This window comes from Halanaerobium sp. MA284_MarDTE_T2, from assembly GCF_003337245.1.
Lineage (GTDB): Bacteria > Bacillota > Halanaerobiia > Halanaerobiales > Halanaerobiaceae > QPJE01.
Genome location: NZ_QPJE01000002.1, coordinates 16847 through 35585 on the forward strand (window position 1 = coordinate 16847; position 18739 = coordinate 35585).

The 18739-nt window shown below is 36.4% G+C and carries 16 protein-coding genes; 1 reads left to right on the top strand and 15 read right to left on the bottom strand.

The features are described 5' to 3' along the window. Positions 1-174 precede the first annotated feature (174 nt). Complete coding sequence (locus tag DFR78_RS01320) at positions 175-1830, bottom strand: Na+/H+ antiporter NhaC family protein (protein WP_114457166.1); 1656 nt, start codon at positions 1828-1830, stop codon at positions 175-177. A 182-nt stretch (positions 1831-2012) separates the two neighbouring features. Beyond that, a complete protein-coding gene (locus DFR78_RS01325) occupies positions 2013-3524 on the bottom strand; it encodes a bifunctional UDP-sugar hydrolase/5'-nucleotidase (RefSeq protein ID WP_233486934.1) in 1512 nt (503 codons plus the stop codon). 291 nt (positions 3525-3815) lie between these two features. Between DFR78_RS01325 and DFR78_RS01330 the strand changes: the two genes are divergently transcribed. Then, complete coding sequence (locus DFR78_RS01330) at positions 3816-4724, top strand: P1 family peptidase (RefSeq protein WP_114457049.1); 909 nt, start codon at positions 3816-3818, stop codon at positions 4722-4724. 200 nt (positions 4725-4924) lie between these two features. On the opposite strand, the gene phoU is transcribed toward DFR78_RS01330, so the two are convergent. The 13 genes from phoU to DFR78_RS01395 form a co-directional block, all read right to left on the bottom strand. Further along, positions 4925-5578, bottom strand: a complete 654-nt coding sequence (phoU, locus tag DFR78_RS01335; RefSeq protein WP_114457050.1) for a phosphate signaling complex protein PhoU — start codon at positions 5576-5578, stop codon at positions 4925-4927. An 87-nt stretch (positions 5579-5665) separates the two neighbouring features. Next, a complete protein-coding gene (locus tag DFR78_RS01340; protein WP_114457051.1) occupies positions 5666-7048 on the bottom strand; it encodes an ADP-ribosylglycohydrolase family protein in 1383 nt (460 codons plus the stop codon). Then, positions 7029-7949 (bottom strand): ABC transporter permease, encoded by a 921-nt coding sequence (locus DFR78_RS01345; protein WP_114457052.1) that lies wholly within the window; start codon positions 7947-7949, stop codon positions 7029-7031. The genes DFR78_RS01340 and DFR78_RS01345 overlap by 20 nt, the downstream gene beginning before the upstream one ends. Further along, on the bottom strand, positions 7933-9006 hold the full coding sequence (locus DFR78_RS01350; protein ID WP_114457053.1) for an ABC transporter permease: 1074 nt from the start codon (positions 9004-9006) through the stop codon (positions 7933-7935). The genes DFR78_RS01345 and DFR78_RS01350 overlap by 17 nt, the downstream gene beginning before the upstream one ends. Continuing rightward, positions 9003-10538 (bottom strand): ABC transporter ATP-binding protein, encoded by a 1536-nt coding sequence (locus DFR78_RS01355; RefSeq protein ID WP_199505523.1) that lies wholly within the window; start codon positions 10536-10538, stop codon positions 9003-9005. The genes DFR78_RS01350 and DFR78_RS01355 overlap by 4 nt, the downstream gene beginning before the upstream one ends. A 107-nt stretch (positions 10539-10645) precedes the next feature. Beyond that, positions 10646-11653, bottom strand: a complete 1008-nt coding sequence (locus tag DFR78_RS01360) for a BMP family ABC transporter substrate-binding protein (protein WP_114457054.1) — start codon at positions 11651-11653, stop codon at positions 10646-10648. A gap of 86 nt (positions 11654-11739) precedes the next feature. Then, positions 11740-12624 (bottom strand): nickel transporter permease, encoded by an 885-nt coding sequence (gene nikC / locus DFR78_RS01365; protein WP_114457055.1) that lies wholly within the window; start codon positions 12622-12624, stop codon positions 11740-11742. Positions 12625-12640: 16 nt separating this feature from the next. After that, on the bottom strand, positions 12641-13645 hold the full coding sequence (locus DFR78_RS01370; RefSeq protein WP_114457056.1) for an ABC transporter permease: 1005 nt from the start codon (positions 13643-13645) through the stop codon (positions 12641-12643). Positions 13646-13707: 62 nt separating this feature from the next. After that, positions 13708-15276 (bottom strand): ABC transporter substrate-binding protein, encoded by a 1569-nt coding sequence (locus DFR78_RS01375; RefSeq protein ID WP_114457057.1) that lies wholly within the window; start codon positions 15274-15276, stop codon positions 13708-13710. A gap of 171 nt (positions 15277-15447) precedes the next feature. Continuing rightward, positions 15448-16485, bottom strand: coding sequence for a low specificity L-threonine aldolase (locus tag DFR78_RS01380; RefSeq protein ID WP_114457058.1), 1038 nt, complete (start codon positions 16483-16485; stop codon positions 15448-15450). A 191-nt stretch (positions 16486-16676) separates the two neighbouring features. Then, positions 16677-17000 (bottom strand): AzlD domain-containing protein, encoded by a 324-nt coding sequence (locus DFR78_RS01385; protein WP_114457059.1) that lies wholly within the window; start codon positions 16998-17000, stop codon positions 16677-16679. Then, positions 16987-17736: an AzlC family ABC transporter permease gene (locus DFR78_RS01390; protein ID WP_233486935.1), complete on the bottom strand. Its 750-nt coding sequence runs from the start codon at positions 17734-17736 to the stop codon at positions 16987-16989. The genes DFR78_RS01385 and DFR78_RS01390 overlap by 14 nt, the downstream gene beginning before the upstream one ends. Then, entirely contained in the window at positions 17708-18739 is a 1032-nt protein-coding gene (locus DFR78_RS01395; protein ID WP_114457060.1) for an ABC transporter permease, read from the bottom strand. The genes DFR78_RS01390 and DFR78_RS01395 overlap by 29 nt, the downstream gene beginning before the upstream one ends.

The following is an 18739-nucleotide window of genomic DNA, read 5'->3' on the forward strand; positions in this document are numbered from 1 at the left end:
GTTTCTTTAAATTTATTAATCTATTCATTATTATAGCAGAAAAACCTCACTAAATCGAATCTAAGCACAAATCATTATTTTCACAACCTTTAAAATCGAAAAAACCCCTATCACTTCAGCAGAAATCACTCTCTGCTGAAGTTTACAGGGGTTAAAGCAGTACAAAAGCTTTATCTAAGATGCTAGATTGGCAAAGAGAAAAATACTTGCCATATAAAAAAGATAAAAAGCAGAAGCCGCTACTGCTATTTTGTTAAAGGTCTTTATTTTGCTGCCTTCTGTATTTCCTGCCTCAATTTCTTCTACTGTAGGCATTACTTCCGGAAGACCTTTTCTACCTGCATCATATTTATTAAACAGAACTGACATAACAATTGTCAGCCCAAAAGCAGTAATAAGTAAAATAACTACAGAATCTATTCCCAGAGCATATAAGATTAATGTCATCACTGTAGCTCCAGCTGCTGTTAATGCATAAGGAATCTGTGAACTTACATGATCAATATGATCAGACCCAGCAAAAATTGATGACATTACTGTCGTATCAGAAATAGGTGAAACATGATCTCCAAAAATAGCTCCGCCAAATAAAATACCCATTAAAACAGGTACAATACTGAATCCAACCAGCTCATAACCTGTAGAAACAGCAATTGGAGTTAGAATTGCCATCGTACCCCAGGAAGTACCTGTGGTAAAGGAAATAAACATAGCAGCCAGAAAAATAATTATCGGCAGTGCTCTACCCGGCAGACCCATATTCATCAGAATATTTACTACATATTCTGCTGTACCAACCTGATCAGTTGCATGACCAATTGTCCAGGCTAAAATAATAATCGCAGCAGCAATAATCATTGTTTTAAATCCATCAATAATTGCATCACTGGCTTCACTTAAGGACATCGTTTTATAAGCCAGAGCTCCGACAAGAGCAAAAAAGACAAAGGCAAAGGAACCATAAAGCAGTGCCAGTGCTATATCAGTCTCCTGAAAAGCCTGAGCAATACTAACTCCGGCCTGATAGCCGTCACCAAGCCACCACATAGAAAAAACACTTACAGCAAGCAGAGAGAATATAGGCAAAAAGAAATTGATCAGCTTCGGATTTTTACTGCTCTGTTCACCTACATCAGTACTTATATCTGACAGTGCCTCTGCTCCATCCCTCATTAACTTACCTTCCTTACGAGATCTCCATTCTGCATCAAGCATCGGACCATAATACCGCTGACTTATTGTTATAAAACCAACTGTAAAAAATGCCAGCAGGCAGTAAAAATTCCATGGAATAGAGCGCAAAAATACTGCATATGGAGTAACTCCAATCTGTTCTGCAGTGATTCCTGCTGCAGCAAATCCAGCAGCAATCATCGAAACCTGATAACCAATCCAGTTTGAAACCGGGCCAAAGGTTGTCACCGGAGCTGTTGTGGAGTCTAATATATAGGAATGTGCTTCTCTGGATGTTTTATTTTTGATACTCACATCCCGGGTTGCATTTCCAGTTACAATTGTACTGGTATAAGAGTCGATAAAGATAAACATCCCAATCATCCAGGTTAAAATCTGTGAATCCCTTGAAGTTCTAACGGCACTGCCCATCCAATTTTCCAGGGCCAGCACACTTCCCGATTTGTAAATTAAGGCAGCTCCAGCTCCCATCAACATAATCAAAATTAAAAATTTAGCATTCCAGGGATCATTAACAGTATTAACGATCCAGCGCAGAGATAATGAAGTCGCAGAAATTGGATTCCAGCGACTAATAATTAATGCAGCAGACCAGACACCTGCAAATAATGATATAAGAACTTCTCTTGTGTACATGGCAAGCAAAATAGCCAGTATCGGCGGTATAATAGATAAAAATCCAACAGTTTCTCCAGTAATTTTAATTACCTCCTTTTAGTAATTTAACTAATTAAATTATAAATTAATTTTATCCAATTTTTTTGATATTGTAAAGTATACCCCTTACAAAAGAAGTTTCCTCAAATTCTTTTTAGAATTTACTCGACTGTTATTCTGCCTTCCAGTTTAGGTGCTACCGGTGATCTATTTTCTAAATACTCCATAACTACTTCTTCCAGTCCACCGGCTTCTTTTACTATTGGAGCATCAGTAAACATAGTATATCCATCTCCACCTGCAGCCATAAAGTCATTTGTAGCAATAACGTAATCTCTGGCTGGGTCCAGCTTTTCACCTTTAACCCATACTTCCTGAATTCTTTCTCCAGGATTTTTATCAGGTTCAAAGGTAAACTTTATTCCAGAGACCTGTGGAAAAAGACCTTCTTCAGCAGGGTATTTGGAAACACCATGTTCTAAAGCAGCCCTCAGATCAGAACCTTTAACTCTAATCGCCATTGCTGTATTTCCAAAAGGAAGAACTGTAATCACCTCTCCTTTTGTTATTTCTCCTTTATTAATTGAAGCTCTGATACCACCTCCATTTGTAACAGCAGCATCTGCATCAAGTTTAATTTTTATTGCATCAGCAATCATATTACCGAGATTGCTCTCTCCAGTACGCACAACTGCTCGGTCACCCTCAAGTTCTATCAGAGCAGCACCTACAACCTGAGAAGTAATCTTCTCATTGGCTGCATTCATACTATCAACGACCATTGAGATTATTTTATCGGGTTTAACATCTTCTGCCATCTCTTTACTTATCAGAGATGCTTTTTTGGATTTTAGATTACCATTCTCAACCACCAGATCAATCACACCCAGATATTTATCATATTCACCTGCCATTGTAATCAATGTGTCATTAACCATCATACCTTTTTCCAGTGTGTGGTGGCTGTGTCCATCAACTATTACATCTATCCCATCAACCTGTTGTGCTACCATTTTACTTGTATAATTACTTTCCTCACTTAATCCCAAATGAAAAAGGCCAATAATTACATCAGTTTTTCCTTCCAATTCTTCAACCATATCTCTAGCTGATTTAACCGGATCTGCAAATACAAGTCCTTCTATATTTTTAGGATGAGTTTTATAAGCTGTTTCTGGAGTTGCAAGGCCAAAGATTCCAACTTTAACTCCATCATATTCTTTAATAACATAATCATCTGCCAATGGAGAATCTGTTCCATCTTCTTCTTTTAGATTGGCAGCCAGCAGTGGAAAGTCACTTATTTCTTTCAGCTCTCTGAGGCGCTGCTGTCCATAATTAAAATCATGATTTCCAAGTGTCATTACATCAAGGTCCATGATGTTAAATATATAGGCTATTGCTTCCCCTTCATTCACATTTGCTATCACCTGGCCGTGAAATGCATCACCAGCATCAAGATAAAGAACATTATCCATTTTTTTTCTGCCTTCTTTAACCAGAGCGGCAATTTTAGCAAAACCCATACCTGCATAACTGCCTTCTTCTACTCTCGCATGTGTGTCATTATGGTGATAAATACGAATATTGACCTCTTCAGCAGCTGCCACCACAGTTAATCCCATTACCAGCACTAAAATCAGAAAACCAGCAAATAATCTTTTAGTTATCAATAAATCCACCTCCATATTTTTTATATATAACCATATATATTAAATATTAAATATATATTATTATTTTCCTTCCTATCAGACAAAAAAGCCTTTCCTTATTTTTCAAATTAAGCTGTAAAAATTATTTTGGGGAAACTCTATTCAGATAAAAATATTTGAGGTTTACTTTACCTGCTGGTAAATAATTGCGAAAAATATGTATCAGGAAGGAACAGGCAGTTTGAAAAAGAAGTAAAATACAATAGAAATTAAATAAAGTATAAAACTTAAGCAAAATGAAGGGGAGATAATATGAATAATGATATTACAGCTGTAGATGGAATAAAGGTAGGAAATGCAGAAAACATAGAAGGAGGAACTGGCTGTACAGTTATCATCTGCGGCAATAATTTTTCTGCTGGCGCTGAAGTAAGAGGTGGTGCCCCAGGCACACGAGAAAGTGCTCTTCTAGCTTCAGAAGCAGTAATACAGAATATAAATGCAGTTTTGCTGACAGGTGGAAGTGCTTTTGGACTTGATGCTGCTGCAGGTGTTATGGATTATCTGGAAGAACAGGGTACAGGTTTCCAGACCGGTAGTGGATATGTGCCAATAGTTCCTGCTGCAGTGATATATGATCTGGAATATAAAAGTTCTAAAATCAGACCTGATAAAAAAATGGCCTATCAAGCCTGCAGAAATGCTGATAATTCCCCACTTGAAAATAAAAGCATTGGTGCTGCTGCCGGAGCAACCTGTGGAAAAATAAATGGCATGAAATATGCCCACAAAACAAAATTAGGCCATGCAGCCATAAAAATAGGAAAACTGATAGTTGCAGCTCTGGTGGTGGTAAATGCATTTGGAGATATCAAAGATTATAAAACAGGAAAAATAGCTGCAGGGGCTAAAGATGAAAATGGAAATTTTATTGATACTGAATCAATTTTTTTAAATAAACCTGAGCTTAATACTGGTCTTAAAAGAGAAAACACAACTTTAGCAGTGATAGCTACCAATGCCCGTTTAAACAAAAGTGAAGCAAATCGTGTATCAATAATGGCACAGGATGGACTTGCCCGCACTATTTATCCTGTCCATACAATGCTTGATGGGGATACTGTTTTTACTCTTGCTTCAAATAAAATAAATGCAGACATAAATCAGGTAGGTACTGCAGCTGCAGCTGTGGCTGCAGAAGCTGTCTGTTCTTCTGTGTAAATCTCCTCCCTCTATAAATTACAATCAGGATTTACACAAAATTTAAAAAACTTTAAACATTAACAAAACTCTATATCAAAAACTAAACTATAAACAATAAAAGGGCCGGCTGGCCCTTTTATCTTCTATAAGTGAGCATCTCCCGTAAATCAAAATAAAAATTTAGGGAAATTTTTTTAACATTTTTAATAAAATTATTTTTAATATTTAACTCTTTTACCAGTGATTAAAAAAATAGTTTCTTCACCAATATTTGTGGCGTGATCTCCTACTCTTTCCAGGGATTTGGCAAGATTTAAATATTTAACAACCTGCTGAATATTTAGCTGTTTTTCATTCTTACTCAAAAGTTTTATACCTTTATCATAAACCTGATCATACATGTTGTCCGCTTTTTCGTCCATTCTACAGGCTGCCTCAGCAAGGTCTGCATTTTTTGTTGCAAAAGATTCCAGTACAACATCCAGCATGTCGGTAACAATATCTGCAAGTTCCGGTATCATCACGATAGGAGTAAGTCTTTTTTCATTTTTTAATTCAAGCAAAATCTCCGCAATATTAGTTGCATGGTCTCCTATTCTTTCTAAATCGGAAGCTATCTTTACCATTGCAATGGCAAACCATGTATCACTTGTTAACGGCTGTTCCATGGTAAGTAAACGTGAAACTTCTTCTTCTATTGTTATCTTATAATTATCAAGTACATCATCTCTGTTAATAATATCTCTGGCTGTATCTACATCCATTTTATCCAGGGCTTTAATAATTTTTTGCAGCATATCTTCTGCAACTTCACTCATATCACTGAGATCATTCAGCAGCTGTTCACGTTTTTCCACATACACTTGTTCCATTTGGAATTTCACTCTCCCTTTTTGATTTTAAACTCACATAAAGTTATAATAAATATTCTTGACATACCTCCAAAATCCTGCCTTAATTTAAAATATTTGTGATTCTACAGTCCAGTTGGCTAGTCCTGTTATTGATAATTCTTCATAACCCGGCAGATATGTTTTTAGTTTTCCTGAAAATGGATCTATCCATTTTTTTGTTATTGTTTTTGGATCCATAACAGCAATTATAGATCCAACCTCACCGGCATTGCAGTCCACATCCAGACCACAGCCTGCCAGTATTCGCACAGCCCTATCAAAGCTATTATCACAATAATACAGGGCTGTCACCACTGCTGCCATATTTGGATATGTATGAATCCAGTTATACTTTTTAAACTCATGCTTGATTTTGTTCCAGCTTTCTTTTGCACTATTATTATTTTCACAGGCTTTTAAAACTAGTTTAAAATAGTGGTAAAACTCACTTCCTACAGGAATATAATCTTTGGACCTGTAAATTATTTCTCTGGTATTATTATAATTGAAGGCAAGTGATGTCATTACAGCACTGTGTATACCCCCATAAATTCCATTTTTCTCATGAGAAACACTGCTGTCCAAATATGCATAATAAGCTGCCTTTAATGGATCAGCAGGAGCAGTAAAACCACAAATCATTGTCCTCATTTGAGCACCTATCCATTCAGAGAAAAAATTATTAAAGCTGCCTGATAACGGAGGATATAAACCTCTTTTTAAATTTTCAAGGGCAAAATATTCGGCAGACCAGCCAAAAGGAATTAATTCCAACCATTTATCTGCTATATGATCTGATTCCAGTTTTGAACCATTTTCTGAAAGTGCTTTTAAAAAAGCAATCTGAAATGTAATATCATCATTATAAGTATCAGGTTCACTTACATAATAGTTGAGCTTATCTCCATAATGTTTTTCCAGAGTTTCCCCTGTATATCCTTCCAGAGCAGTTCCATATGCACCTCCGGCAATCTGGCCCTGCCAGCCGGCAAGTATTTTTTCCTCCAGCTTTTCTCCTGCAATTTCAATTTTTTCCGGATCACCTTCAGCCTTCATAGCTTCTCTGATTCCAGCCCAGCTGGTAGGATTTTCATAACGCCAGTAAGAATGATCATCATCAACTGGAGCTTCACACAGTTCTTTCATAATTCTGGCAGAAATAATTTCCAGTTCCCTCATTCTGCCTTCAGCAAGTGCATTAAGACCATCTTCAATATATTTTTCAGCTTCTGATACGTCATAACCTCTATTGGACCACGCCTGTATCATTTCTATAAAAAGCGCTTCTGGAGCCTTCGACCCAGGAACCTGACTCTGCCAGAACATTGCCAGCAAATTTTCCCTCTGCTCCATCATTTCTGCAAATCCAAACCAGCTTTCTTCAGCATCAGTTAATGGCACAGGCTCAGCTTCTTTTCTTTTTTCAAACTCATACTGCCATGCTTTCATTTTTACTTTCCCCCTTAGACTTCTTTTTTTCTCGTGAGTAAAAAAACAGTGCAGCCAGTGTGGCCAGATATGGAACCATCTGAGTAAACTGTGAAGGAATAAAAGTATTTTGAAGTGCTAGACCTAATCCATCAAAAAAGCCGAATAAAAGCGCCATAAAAAGCAGTCCCAGAGGTCTACCTCTTGTCAAAATAATAACTGCAAGTGAAATCCATCCTCTACCATTTGACATGTTTTCTGCAAATAAATTAACATAACCTAAAGATAAAAACACACCGGCCAGACCACAGTAAAATCCGGAAAGCAAAATAGCTTTGCTTTTTATTATATCCGATTTGATACCAACAGAATCTACTGCTGCATCATCTTCCCCTGTAGCCCGAAGCCTGAGTCCAAACTTTGTTTTAAAAATATGTATTTCAACCAGAACAGCGATTAGAAATGTTATATAAACTAAGAAAGGATAACCACTTAATAGTTCACCCAGTACAGGTATGTTTTCTATAATAGGTATATTCCAGTCAGGTAGTGGAATTATTTTGGAAGAAGTAAAAGCTCCTTTGACAGAAAATATCTGCCTTAAAAAATATGTGGTTCCTCCCAGAGCAAATAAATTGAGTGCAATTCCGGTTACAAATTCATCTGTTTTGAGATAAACAGCAAATACTGTAAAAATTAAAGCAGTAAACAAACCACCTGCAATACCACTTAAAATACCAATCACCCAGGAACCGCTGAAAAAACTTCCCAGCACAGCAGTAAATGCACCAATAAGCATCATACCCTCCATAGCTATATTAAAAATATCAGCATAATAAGTATAGGTTCCACCCAGACTGGCAAGTAATATTGGAACAGCGGCCAGAAAAGTTGAACGAATTAGTTCAATCAATAAATTCATCTTCTTTTATTCCACCCCCTGATTTAATATTCTTCATCCTTAATAAAATATTAATTCTATTTAACAGCAGATGTGCAGATTTCCTGCTGGCAACCACAAATAAAACTGTTATTGACTGTAAAATTAAAACAAATTCTGATGGAACAGAAGTTTCAAGTTCCATCCCCATGGCTCCAGTTTGAATCATAGCAAAAAAGAAGCTGTAAAAAGCAGTCCCAATAATACTGCTGTCTGCAACTACTGCTATCATTACCCCATCCCAGCCATAATTTGCACCAATACCTTTAAGAAAACGGTGCTGTACTCCACCCATAACAAGCATAGCACCTGCCATGCCTGCCAGTGCACCACTTATTAGCATAATTTTAAGATAATTCTTGTCTATATTTGCTCCACCAGCTTTTGCAAACATCTCATTACTTCCCATAACCTTCCACTCATAACCAGCTTTGGTATGATGCCAGATAAAATAAATTATTATTAACAGTATGATGCTTATAATAATTGTACTATCAAGACCGCCGAGATCAGGTAGCCACCCACTTTTATTTATAGGTCTGGTCATCGGTGAAAACAATTCTTTATCAAGCAGTGGACCACTAATAAGATACATTGTAAAATACTGGGCTACAAAATTAAGCATTAAAGTAGTGATAAATTCATCCATATTAAATTTAAGTCTTAACCAGGCAGCAATTCCAGAATATAATGCCCCTGATAATAAAGCAATAAATATAAGCAGTGGAATCATAACTACAGGTGGAAGATCTATATATAATCCTGCTGCAGTAACACTAATACCACCAATTAAAAATTGACCAACCTGACCTAAATTAACAGCATTACTGCCAAAAGCTACTGCTGCTGATAATCCTGTTAGAATTAAAGGAGCTGTTTTGGCAAGTGTGCTGAAAAAAGAAAACTTTGAAAAAAGGCTGTAATTAAAAAGCTGATAATAGCTATCAAAAGCAGGATATCCCTGAACAGCCATAATTATTAATCCAACCAGCAGAGCAGTTATGATACCAACTGCGGATGTTAAAATTTGCCTTTTCATCTGTAATCACCTGCCTCTGCTCCGAGCATATATGCCCCTATTTCTTCTTTGTTTGTTTTTGTGGGATCTTTATCAGCTATAATTTTACCTTCATGTATTACCAGCAGACGGTCAGAAAGTCCAAACAGCTCATCTAAATCAGCTGAAATCAGCAAAACTGCTGCACCCTGATCACGTTTTTTTATGATCTCCAGCTGGATAAATTCTATAGAACCAACATCCAGACCTCTTGTTGGATTATCCAGCAAAATAAAATTATCTGACAGCATAAATTCCCTTCCTACAATAAGGCGCTGCTGATTACCACCTGATAGTGATTTTATAGGCTGACTTTTACTTTCTGATATTACTTCAAATTTATTTATCAGTTTATCTGTTAAATCTCTGGCACCTCTGCGGGACAAAATATAATCTCTTGCACCACTCAGATTCTTATTTATTCTGTGGTGTGTCATGATACTATTGTCTACCAGACTGAGTTCCTGTGCACTCCCTGTATTTTTTCTATCCTGTGGTACATAAGCCATTTCTTTTCTTCTGTCTAGAATATTCAATTTATCTATTCGCTTATCATTAATTTTAATTTCCCCACTGTCTGGAGTTAAAAGACCGATGATCGATCTTACTAATTCATATTGACCATTACCTTCTATACCAGCAACTCCCACTATTTCACCTGCTCTGACTTCCAGACTGATATTATCCAGTAATTTTATACCCTGCTCATTTTTATATTTTAAATTTGAAACAGAAAAAACCACATCTTTTGGTGAAGCTTTATCTTTTTTAACAGTAAACACAACATCGCGTCCTATCATGGCACGTGCCAGATCTGCCTTTGACAAATTTTTGTTTTCTAAAGTTGTAATTTTTTTACCCTTTCTCATAACCGTTATAATATCAGATAAATCCAGAACTTCATCAAGCTTATGGCTGATAAAAATAATAGTTCTACCTTCATCTCTCAATTTCTTTAGACGCATAAATAGGTCCTCTATTTCCTGAGGAGTTAATACAGCTGTTGGTTCATCTAAAATTAATACATTAACATCTCTATACAGGAGTTTCAGTATCTCTACTTTCTGCTGAGCTGCAACAGATATATTATTTATAATTGAATCAAGCTGTAAATTTAAATTATACTCCTCAATAAGCTGTCTGACCTTTTTTCTTGACTGTTCTTTTTTCAGTATATTAAATCTGCCTACTGGTTCAGTGCCAAGTATTACATTTTCATATACAGTGTAGTTCGGTATCAACATAAACTCCTGATGAACCATTCCTATACCTGCATTTACAGCTTCCTGAGGGTTACTGAAATGAGTTTTTTTGTTATTTATATAAATCTCTCCATCAGTTTTGGCAGTAAGTCCATATATTACTTTCATTAAAGTTGATTTGCCGGCTCCATTTTCTCCAATAACTGCATGAATTTGACCGGAATTAATAACTAAATCAACCCCATCAACAGCTACTGTTGATGGTGGATATATTTTCAAAAGAGATTTTATAGAAATAATTGGATCTGCCAACAGTTACACCTCTTTTCGTTAAATTTATAAAAGAAGAGAGGGTTTATCCCTCTCCTTAACCTTTTCTCTGTTTAAATAAATTTCAGCAGTTAAGCTAAATTATATATTTACTGATATCTCTCAATAACAATTTCTCCTGCAGATACTTTTTCATTAATAGACTTTATCCTCTCAATCTGTTCTGCAGATAGAATATCCTCAGTATATTTGTCTATTGCCAGTCCAACTCCACCTTCTTTTAATCCATATTCCAGAACTTCACCCTGTTCAAACTCATCATTAACAATAGTTTCGAAAACAGAGTAAATAGCATCTCCAACATTTTTTAAATCAGATGTAACCACATGGCCTGGCTGAATTCCATTTTGATTTGAGTCAACACCTATTGCATATTTTCCATTTTCAGCTGCCGCTTCCAGTACTCCACTTCCAGTTAAAGAAGCAATCTGGAACACAATATCTGCTCCTTGAGAATACAGCTGATTAGCAGCCTGTTTACCTTTAACAGGATCTGTCCATGTGCCTGCATACACCGTTTTAACCTCTATTTCCTCATCAATATAGTGAGCTCCCTGCTCATATCCAAAAATAAATGAATTTACAACCGGATCTTCATCACCACCAACAGCGCCAATTATTTTTTCTTCATTTACTCCTTCTAATGAAGTATCTTTTGTTACAATTCCAGCAGTAACTCCTGCCATAAATGCACCTTCTTCTTCAATAAAATCAATACTGGTAATTGTATTTTTATCATTTTGAACAACTGTATCAATATTAACAAAAATTTTATTCGGATATCTATCTGCATACTGTTTCAATAGATCTTCAAATCCATAAGAAATGATAAAAATTACATCTGCATTCCACTGTACTGCTGACTGAAGTGACTGCTGATATTTTGCTGTGTCAAAATTACATTCAATTGTAGTGGTCTTGATCCCATACTCTTCTTCAATTCTGTCAATACCTCTCTGCCCAGAATCATAAAAAGACTGATCACCAAGTCCACCGTTGATAATATAAGCTACTCTCTGTGGAGTAACTGCTCCTGCAGAAAACGCCAGCAAAAATATCAAACCAACAGTTAAAAATAAAATGAATCCCTTTTTCATGAACCTAACCCCTCCTTTTTTATTTTCATAATCCTAAACTTTTCTGACTTACAATCTTCAATTGCAATATCTGCATCATCTTAAATCTATTTATGCAGTCGAGGATCCAGTGCATCTCTTAATCCATCACCAACTAAATTAAATCCAAGTACCAGCAGTGCAATTGCTACCCCCGGAAAAGTTGCAATCCAGGGTGCATTACGCAGAAAATCCTGCCCATTACTCAGCATTGCACCCCATTCTGGTGTTGGAGGCTGGGCACCCAGACCGAGGAAACTTAATCCTGCTGCATTAATTATTGCACGACCTATACTTAGTGTAGTCTGAATAATAATAGGAGCCATTGAATTTAAAAGTACATGTTTTAAGATAATTCGGCTGTCATTTGCACCTAACGCTCTTGCTGCAATTACATATTCTTTCTTTTTAATAGAAAGAACAGAACTGCGAACTATGCGAGCATATTGAGGTACATATACAATCCCAATAGCAATCATAGCATTATATATACCCGGCCCCAAAATAGACATTATTACCAGGGCCAGCAGTATGTACGGAAAAGAAAGCATCAAATCCATAATCCGCATAATCCCCATATCTATCCAGCCGCCATAATAACCGGCAATAAGTCCCAAAGCAACACCAACAATTAAAGCTATAAACACAGCAATAAATCCAATCTGAAGTGATATCCTGGCCCCATAAATAATGCGGCTGAAAATATCTCTTCCAAATTCATCAGTTCCTAAAAAGTGCTCAGATGAAGGTGCGCGAAATGATTTGATAAAATTCTGATTAAATGGATCATATGGTGCAATATAGGGAGCCAGTACAGCAATTAAAGTAAAAACTATAATTATTATTATTCCTGCAATTGCAGTTTTATTTTTACGGAGTCTTTTAAAAGAAATACTCCATAAACTTTCACTTTTTACTTCATTTTCTTCTGGATTTTTTTCCAAATTATTCAAATTTCACACCTCCATTTTAAGAATAATGTATGCGTGGATCCAGATAGGAATATAATAAATCCACTATTAAATTAATAAATACAAAAAATGTTGCAATAAAGAGCACTGCTCCCTGTATTACCGGAAAATCTCGCCCTAAAATACCATTAATCAGCAGCCGGCCAACACCGGCTCTGGCAAAAACAGTTTCTGTTAAAACTGCACCACCAAGAAAACTTCCAAACTGAAGGCCGATAATTGTCACCACAGGAATAAGTGAATTTTTCAGAACATGTTTTGTAATTACAATTTTTTCTGGTAAACCTTTTGCACGAGCAGTTCGTATATAATCCTGATTCAAAACCTCTAATGTGGTAGATCTTGTCATTCTTGCAATCATAGCCACCGGTATTGTTGCAAGTGTAAGTGCCGGCAGAATAAGATGTGATATAGTGCTTTTAAAAGCTGCCCAATTACTTGTAATTATACTATCTATAATATAAAAATTAGTTATTACATTAAGATCTGCCATTCTGGATATTCGTCCTGAAATAGGCAGCCAGCCCAGCCTCGAAGCAAAAATCAGCATCAGCATCATCCCAACCCAGAAAACTGGCATAGAAATACCCAGCAGAGCTGCAACCATAGTGACATTATCTATTAAGGAGTACTGTTTTATGGCAGATATTATTCCGGCTATAACACCAATAACGCTGGCAACAATCATACTCAGTATTGTTAATTCAATTGTTGCTGGAAAAGAAGTCCCGATTTCATTAATAACCGGATTTCTATTTCTAATAGATCTTCCTAAATCTCCTTTTAGCAGATTAGATAAAAACTTAAAATACTGTACATGTAGAGGTTTGTCAAGTCCCAGTTCTGTTCTCAATCTGGCAGCATCTTCTGCTGTTCCTTTATCTCCAAGCATAATCTGCACAGGGTCACCTGGTATTAAATGAATCATAAAAAAAACTACAATTGAAATTGCCAGTAATAATGGAATTAAAAATAGTAGTCTTCTAAGAATATAATTTAGCATATTTATTCACCTCAAAGCATTTTAAAGGGGCGGTGAAATACCACCCCTGATTACTGTTTGTATTATTGATCCAGCCATACTTTATGGAAATATTTGTTGTTAGTTGGATATAAAACATAATTTTTTACATTACTTCTTATCGGAATCTGCATTTTCATATGATTTAAGAATACAAATGGGGCATCATCAACAATAATACCCTGTACCTCTTTATATATTCTTTCTCTCTTATCTTCATCAGTAATCTGCTGTGCCTGTTTTAATAATTTATCTACTTTTGGATTGCTATAAAAAGCCCGGTTTGTTGAACCCTGATTGGCAGAGTTAAAAAATACATTTAAGAAGTTATCCGGGTCACCATTGTCAGCAATCCAGCCAAAAAATGCAGCTGTATGTTTACCTGCTTTACCTTCTTCTATATAGGTACCCCATTCCAGCTGTTCTATATTTGCCTTAATTCCTACTTCACTTAGATACTGCTGTACAGCTGTAGCAAGTCTTGATCCAACTGGATTATAGGCTCTTGGTGCCGAATAGGTGCGGAGAGTAAATTCAAAACCATCACCATATCCTGCTCCTTTCAGCAGAGTCTTTGCTTTTTCTGGATTATATGGATAACCTTCAAGGCTGTCATCATAGGCCCAGATTGTTGGCGGTAGAGGTCCTTTTGCAGGTGTAGCCTGACCACCCATCAGATACTTACATATTTCCTCTTTGTTTATTGCATAGTTCATAGCTTTTCTGACCATTTTATTATCAAATGGTTTTTTTTCATTATGAAGAGCTATATAACCAATATTAAGGCCTGGGGCTTCCAGCAGATCCAGATTGTCATTTTCTATTACCCTCTCAACATCGGTAGGATTTAAACCTTCCATAACATGAATATTACCCTCTTCAAGTTCAAGTAAACGTGTCTGGTTATTTGGAATTACCGTAAAGATCAGTTCATCCAGATAAGGACGTCCATCCCAGTAATCTTCATTTGCTTCCAGAGTAATATGGTCATCTCTTACCCATTCCACAAACTTAAATGGTCCGGTTCCTACAGGGTGCTTAAAGATATCCTCACCGTATTTTTTTACTGCTTCTGGACTGGCTATCATAGTAGCAAACATGGCCAGATTTTTTAGAAATGGCGCATATGGATTTTCCAGAGTGAATTTAACAGTATATTCGTCCACTGCTTCCACTTTCTCAATCATTCCAAGTGAAAATCCAGCATATGGATAAGCACCTTCCAGATAATATGGATGGTCTGAATTAAGCTGTCTTTCAATATCAAATACTACAGCCTCTGCATTAAACGGAGTTCCATCATGAAATTTTACCCCTTTGCGTAAATGGAAAACATACTCTAAACCATCATCAGATACTTCCCAGTCAGTAGCCAGGGCAGGTTCGATTTCTGTAGTGCCGGGCTTAAAGCGGACCAGGCCATCAAAAACATTGACTATTACATCTGCAGAGTTACCTAAAGTTGTCATATGTGGATCCAGTGCATCGGCATCTGCTCCCTGTGCATATATAAGAGTACCTCCATATTCAGGATCCCCGTCTTGAGCCAGTACTAAACCTGCAGTTCCTAAAACCAATGTCACAACCAATAAAACTGTTAAAAATCTTCTCAAAATTATCCCTCCTCTTATTTTGTATCAAATATACCTACTATTAAGTACACTCTTCTTAAAAAATCCTAATAATATACATAACCTAATAATATACATAATTAGGGAGCTATATTATATTATATTCTTTATAAAAGACTTAAATCCTGCCTGCACAATATTATTGTTTGAATATTAAGCAAACATTTGTGAAGCAGTTTTTTCTATAGTTTTAACTGCATATCTGATCTGATCCCTATCAACATCAAGATGTGTTACTGCCCTCAGCAGTCCCTCCATCCTGCTCACCCTGACACCTTCTTCTAAAAGTCGATCTGCAAACTCATCTGCTCTACCATCTGCCACAGAAAATAATACAATATTTGTATCTACACCTTCCAGATCAATATCAAGACCGGGTTGTTCCTTAATGGTTTCTGCAAGCATTCTGGCATGTTCATGATCTTCTGCAAGTCTTTCTATATTATTTTCGAGAGCATAAATTCCACCTGCAGCTATAATTCCTGCCTGCCTCATTGCTCCACCCAGGCGCTGTTTCCAGAATCTTGCTTTTTCAATAAATTCTGCTGAACCTGCCAGAACAGAGCCAACCGGGGCTCCAAGGCCTTTACTCAGATCAATCCATATTGAATCAAAATACTGTCCATAATCAGCCGGATCAACTCCTGCAGCTACTGCAGCATTAAGCATCCGGGCTCCATCCATATGCATTTTTATACCGTGTTGTGCTGCCACTTCAGCAATCTCTTTAATTCTCTCTAAAGGCCAGATTCTGCCTCCACCAAGATTAGTTGTCTGCTCAATAGAAACAACACTAGTCTGAGGGCTGTGATAATCGTTATCTCTAATGGCACCTTCAAAATCTTCTGCAGTAAATATTCCACCTTCTCCGTCCAGCATTTTTATAGATGCTCCGGCAATAACTGCCGCAGCACCACTTTCAAAATGAATAGGATGTGCAGTTTTGTGCATCACAATCTCGTCACCTTTCTGACAGTGTACTGCATAAGAAATCTGATTTGCCATCAAACCAGAAGGCAGATAAACTGCATCATCTTTATCCAGTATTTCTGCAACCATTCTGCAGAGTCTATTTACACTTGGATCTTCTCCTAACTGCTCATCTCCTACTTCTGCTTCAGCCATAAATTTACGCATTTCTCTTGAAGGTCTTGTACCTGTATCACTAAAAAGATCAACTTTCAATTCCATTTTCTCTCACTCCTTGTATTGTGTTATTTTATAATTTAAAATTGATTAAAATTAATTTTCCCCTTAAATGTGAACCTCTCCACCTGAAGCAAAAATAAGATTTAGATGGAGTTTCCTTGGCTGTTTTAGATAAATTAAAGAAATTTTTTAATATACTTTTTTATATAATTATAGAGTTAATAGACAGCAGATTATATTAAACTTTGAAAAAATAAATAAGAAAAAAATCCACCTATAACTGTTAAAAAAATATTTTTCGTTTTTACGGCAATAAAAATTGTCGGAAAAAAGGCCAGCAGAGAAATATTTTTAACAGATAAAAATAATTCTCCATCCTTAAGTAAAATACCTGGAGCCAGCAGTGCTGAAAGTACAGCTACAGGTATATAGCTTAGCCAGCGCACAATTCCTGAAGAAAGGTCCCTACGGCTGAGAAGAATAAGAGGCAAAAAACGCGGCAAATATGTAACAAAAACCATCCCAGCTATTAATATAAAGTAATTATTCTCCTCCATCCATATACACCCCCAGCAGAGCAGCTAATCCAGCTGCCAGGATTATATTCCAGCTTCCACCAATAACAACAGCAAAAAATAGTGAAAGTACTGCTGCGGTAAATGCTACAAAAAGATCTTTTCTGCCCGATATCTGAATTAAAAGCAGTACTATAAACATTGCCGGCAAAACAAAATCTAGTGCTCCTCCAGATTTAAAATTTATAAATTCACTTAAAAAAGCACCAAATGCTGAACTAAATACCCAGCCCAGGTAAGAAAATATTCCCAGAGCCAGATAATATTCCTTTTTGTGGTCAACATTATCAAATTCTGCCATGGCAACAGCAAATGCTTCATCCGTTATAAAAAAGCCAAGTATCGGATACCAAAAAGAAGGTAAATTTTTCAGATGAAGACTCAAAGAAGCTGATAGCAGAACATGGCGCAAATTGACCAGAAAAGTCATTGCAACTATTGCCAGAATTGCTGCATTTGATGCAATCATTTCGAGAGCAACAAGCTGAGATGAGCCAGCAAATACAAAAACCGACATAAATACAGCATATACAGGCTTAATTCCCTTGTTTACTGCAAGTATTCCATATGCAGTACCAATCGGCAAATATCCCAGTATTATCGGAAGAGCACTTTTTATACCAAATTTGAAGTCTTTAATTCTACTTTCTCGGCTGCTTTCAAACATCAAATTATCATCCTTTTCTTTTTTAATCAAGCTGTCTGGGATCAAGCGCATCTCTCAGAGCATCCCCCAGCAGGTTAAAACTTAACACTGTAATAATAATTGCCAGACCTGGAAAAATAGACATCCAGGGTGCTGAAGTTAAAAATTCCTGTCCCCGATTTAACATTGTTCCCCAGCTTGGAGTAGGCGGCTGTATCCCAAGCCCAAGAAAACTCAAACCTGCCACAACTAATATAGAGATACCTATCCTGAGAGTTCCCAGTACAATTAGTGAAGAAATTGAATTGGGAAGAATATGTTTATATAGAATTCTTATATCAGAACTCCCAAGTGCTTTAGCAGCAGCAATATATTCTTTTTCTTTTATCTGAAGAACAATCGACCTGGTCAGTCGAGAAAAATTAATCAGACCGGTTACACCAACTGCTATAATTAAGTTTAACATCCCTTTGCCAAGTGCCGCAATAATAGCCAGAGCCAGCAAAATAAAGGGAATAGAATTCCATATTTCTACTAATCTCATAATTATCATATCTGTTTTCCCACCATAATAACCTGCTAGAAGTCCAAGTGTAATACCAAGTAGCGCATTTAAAAAAACTGCTGAAAAACCTATTCCTAAAGCTATTCTGGTTCCATAAAGCACCCGCGAAAATATATCTCTACCAAAATCATCAGTGCCAAACCAGTGGGCAGCAGATGGTGGAGAATAGTTCATATTGCTGTAATCAATCTCAAGAGGAGAATATGGTGCAATAAATGGAGCCATAAATGCTGCATAAAAAATACATAACAGCATCACTGCAGCAATCTTTCCACCCAGATTTTTATTAAATTCCTTCCAGGTTTTTTGAAAAAGATCATTCTCTTTTACTGAGGAGAATAGGTCTGATTTAAATATTATTAACATCAGCAGTAATATAACAAATACTGAAAATAAAGTAGCTGCTTTTAGCTCAAGACTGTTCCAAATCTTATTTTTGACTATCCAGTTCTGATAGTTTATATACAGCTGTATAATTAAAAAAATAGAAGATATAACTTTCTTTTTCAT

Coding starts and splice junctions, on each gene's coding strand:
- DFR78_RS01320 (WP_114457166.1), bottom strand. CDS start 1,830: ATGTACACAAGAGAAGTTCTTATATCATTATTTGCAGGTGTCTGGTCT.
- DFR78_RS01330 (WP_114457049.1), top strand. CDS start 3,816: ATGAATAATGATATTACAGCTGTAGATGGAATAAAGGTAGGAAATGCA.
- phoU (WP_114457050.1), bottom strand. CDS start 5,578: ATGGAACAAGTGTATGTGGAAAAACGTGAACAGCTGCTGAATGATCTC.
- DFR78_RS01340 (WP_114457051.1), bottom strand. CDS start 7,048: ATGAAAGCATGGCAGTATGAGTTTGAAAAAAGAAAAGAAGCTGAGCCT.
- DFR78_RS01345 (WP_114457052.1), bottom strand. CDS start 7,949: ATGAATTTATTGATTGAACTAATTCGTTCAACTTTTCTGGCCGCTGTT.
- DFR78_RS01350 (WP_114457053.1), bottom strand. CDS start 9,006: ATGAAAAGGCAAATTTTAACATCCGCAGTTGGTATCATAACTGCTCTG.
- DFR78_RS01360 (WP_114457054.1), bottom strand. CDS start 11,653: ATGAAAAAGGGATTCATTTTATTTTTAACTGTTGGTTTGATATTTTTG.
- DFR78_RS01370 (WP_114457056.1), bottom strand. CDS start 13,645: ATGCTAAATTATATTCTTAGAAGACTACTATTTTTAATTCCATTATTA.
- DFR78_RS01380 (WP_114457058.1), bottom strand. CDS start 16,485: ATGGAATTGAAAGTTGATCTTTTTAGTGATACAGGTACAAGACCTTCA.
- DFR78_RS01385 (WP_114457059.1), bottom strand. CDS start 17,000: ATGGAGGAGAATAATTACTTTATATTAATAGCTGGGATGGTTTTTGTT.
- DFR78_RS01390 (WP_233486935.1), bottom strand. CDS start 17,736: ATGCGCTTGATCCCAGACAGCTTGATTAAAAAAGAAAAGGATGATAAT.
- DFR78_RS01395 (WP_114457060.1), bottom strand. CDS start 18,739: ATGAAAAAGAAAGTTATATCTTCTATTTTTTTAATTATACAGCTGTAT.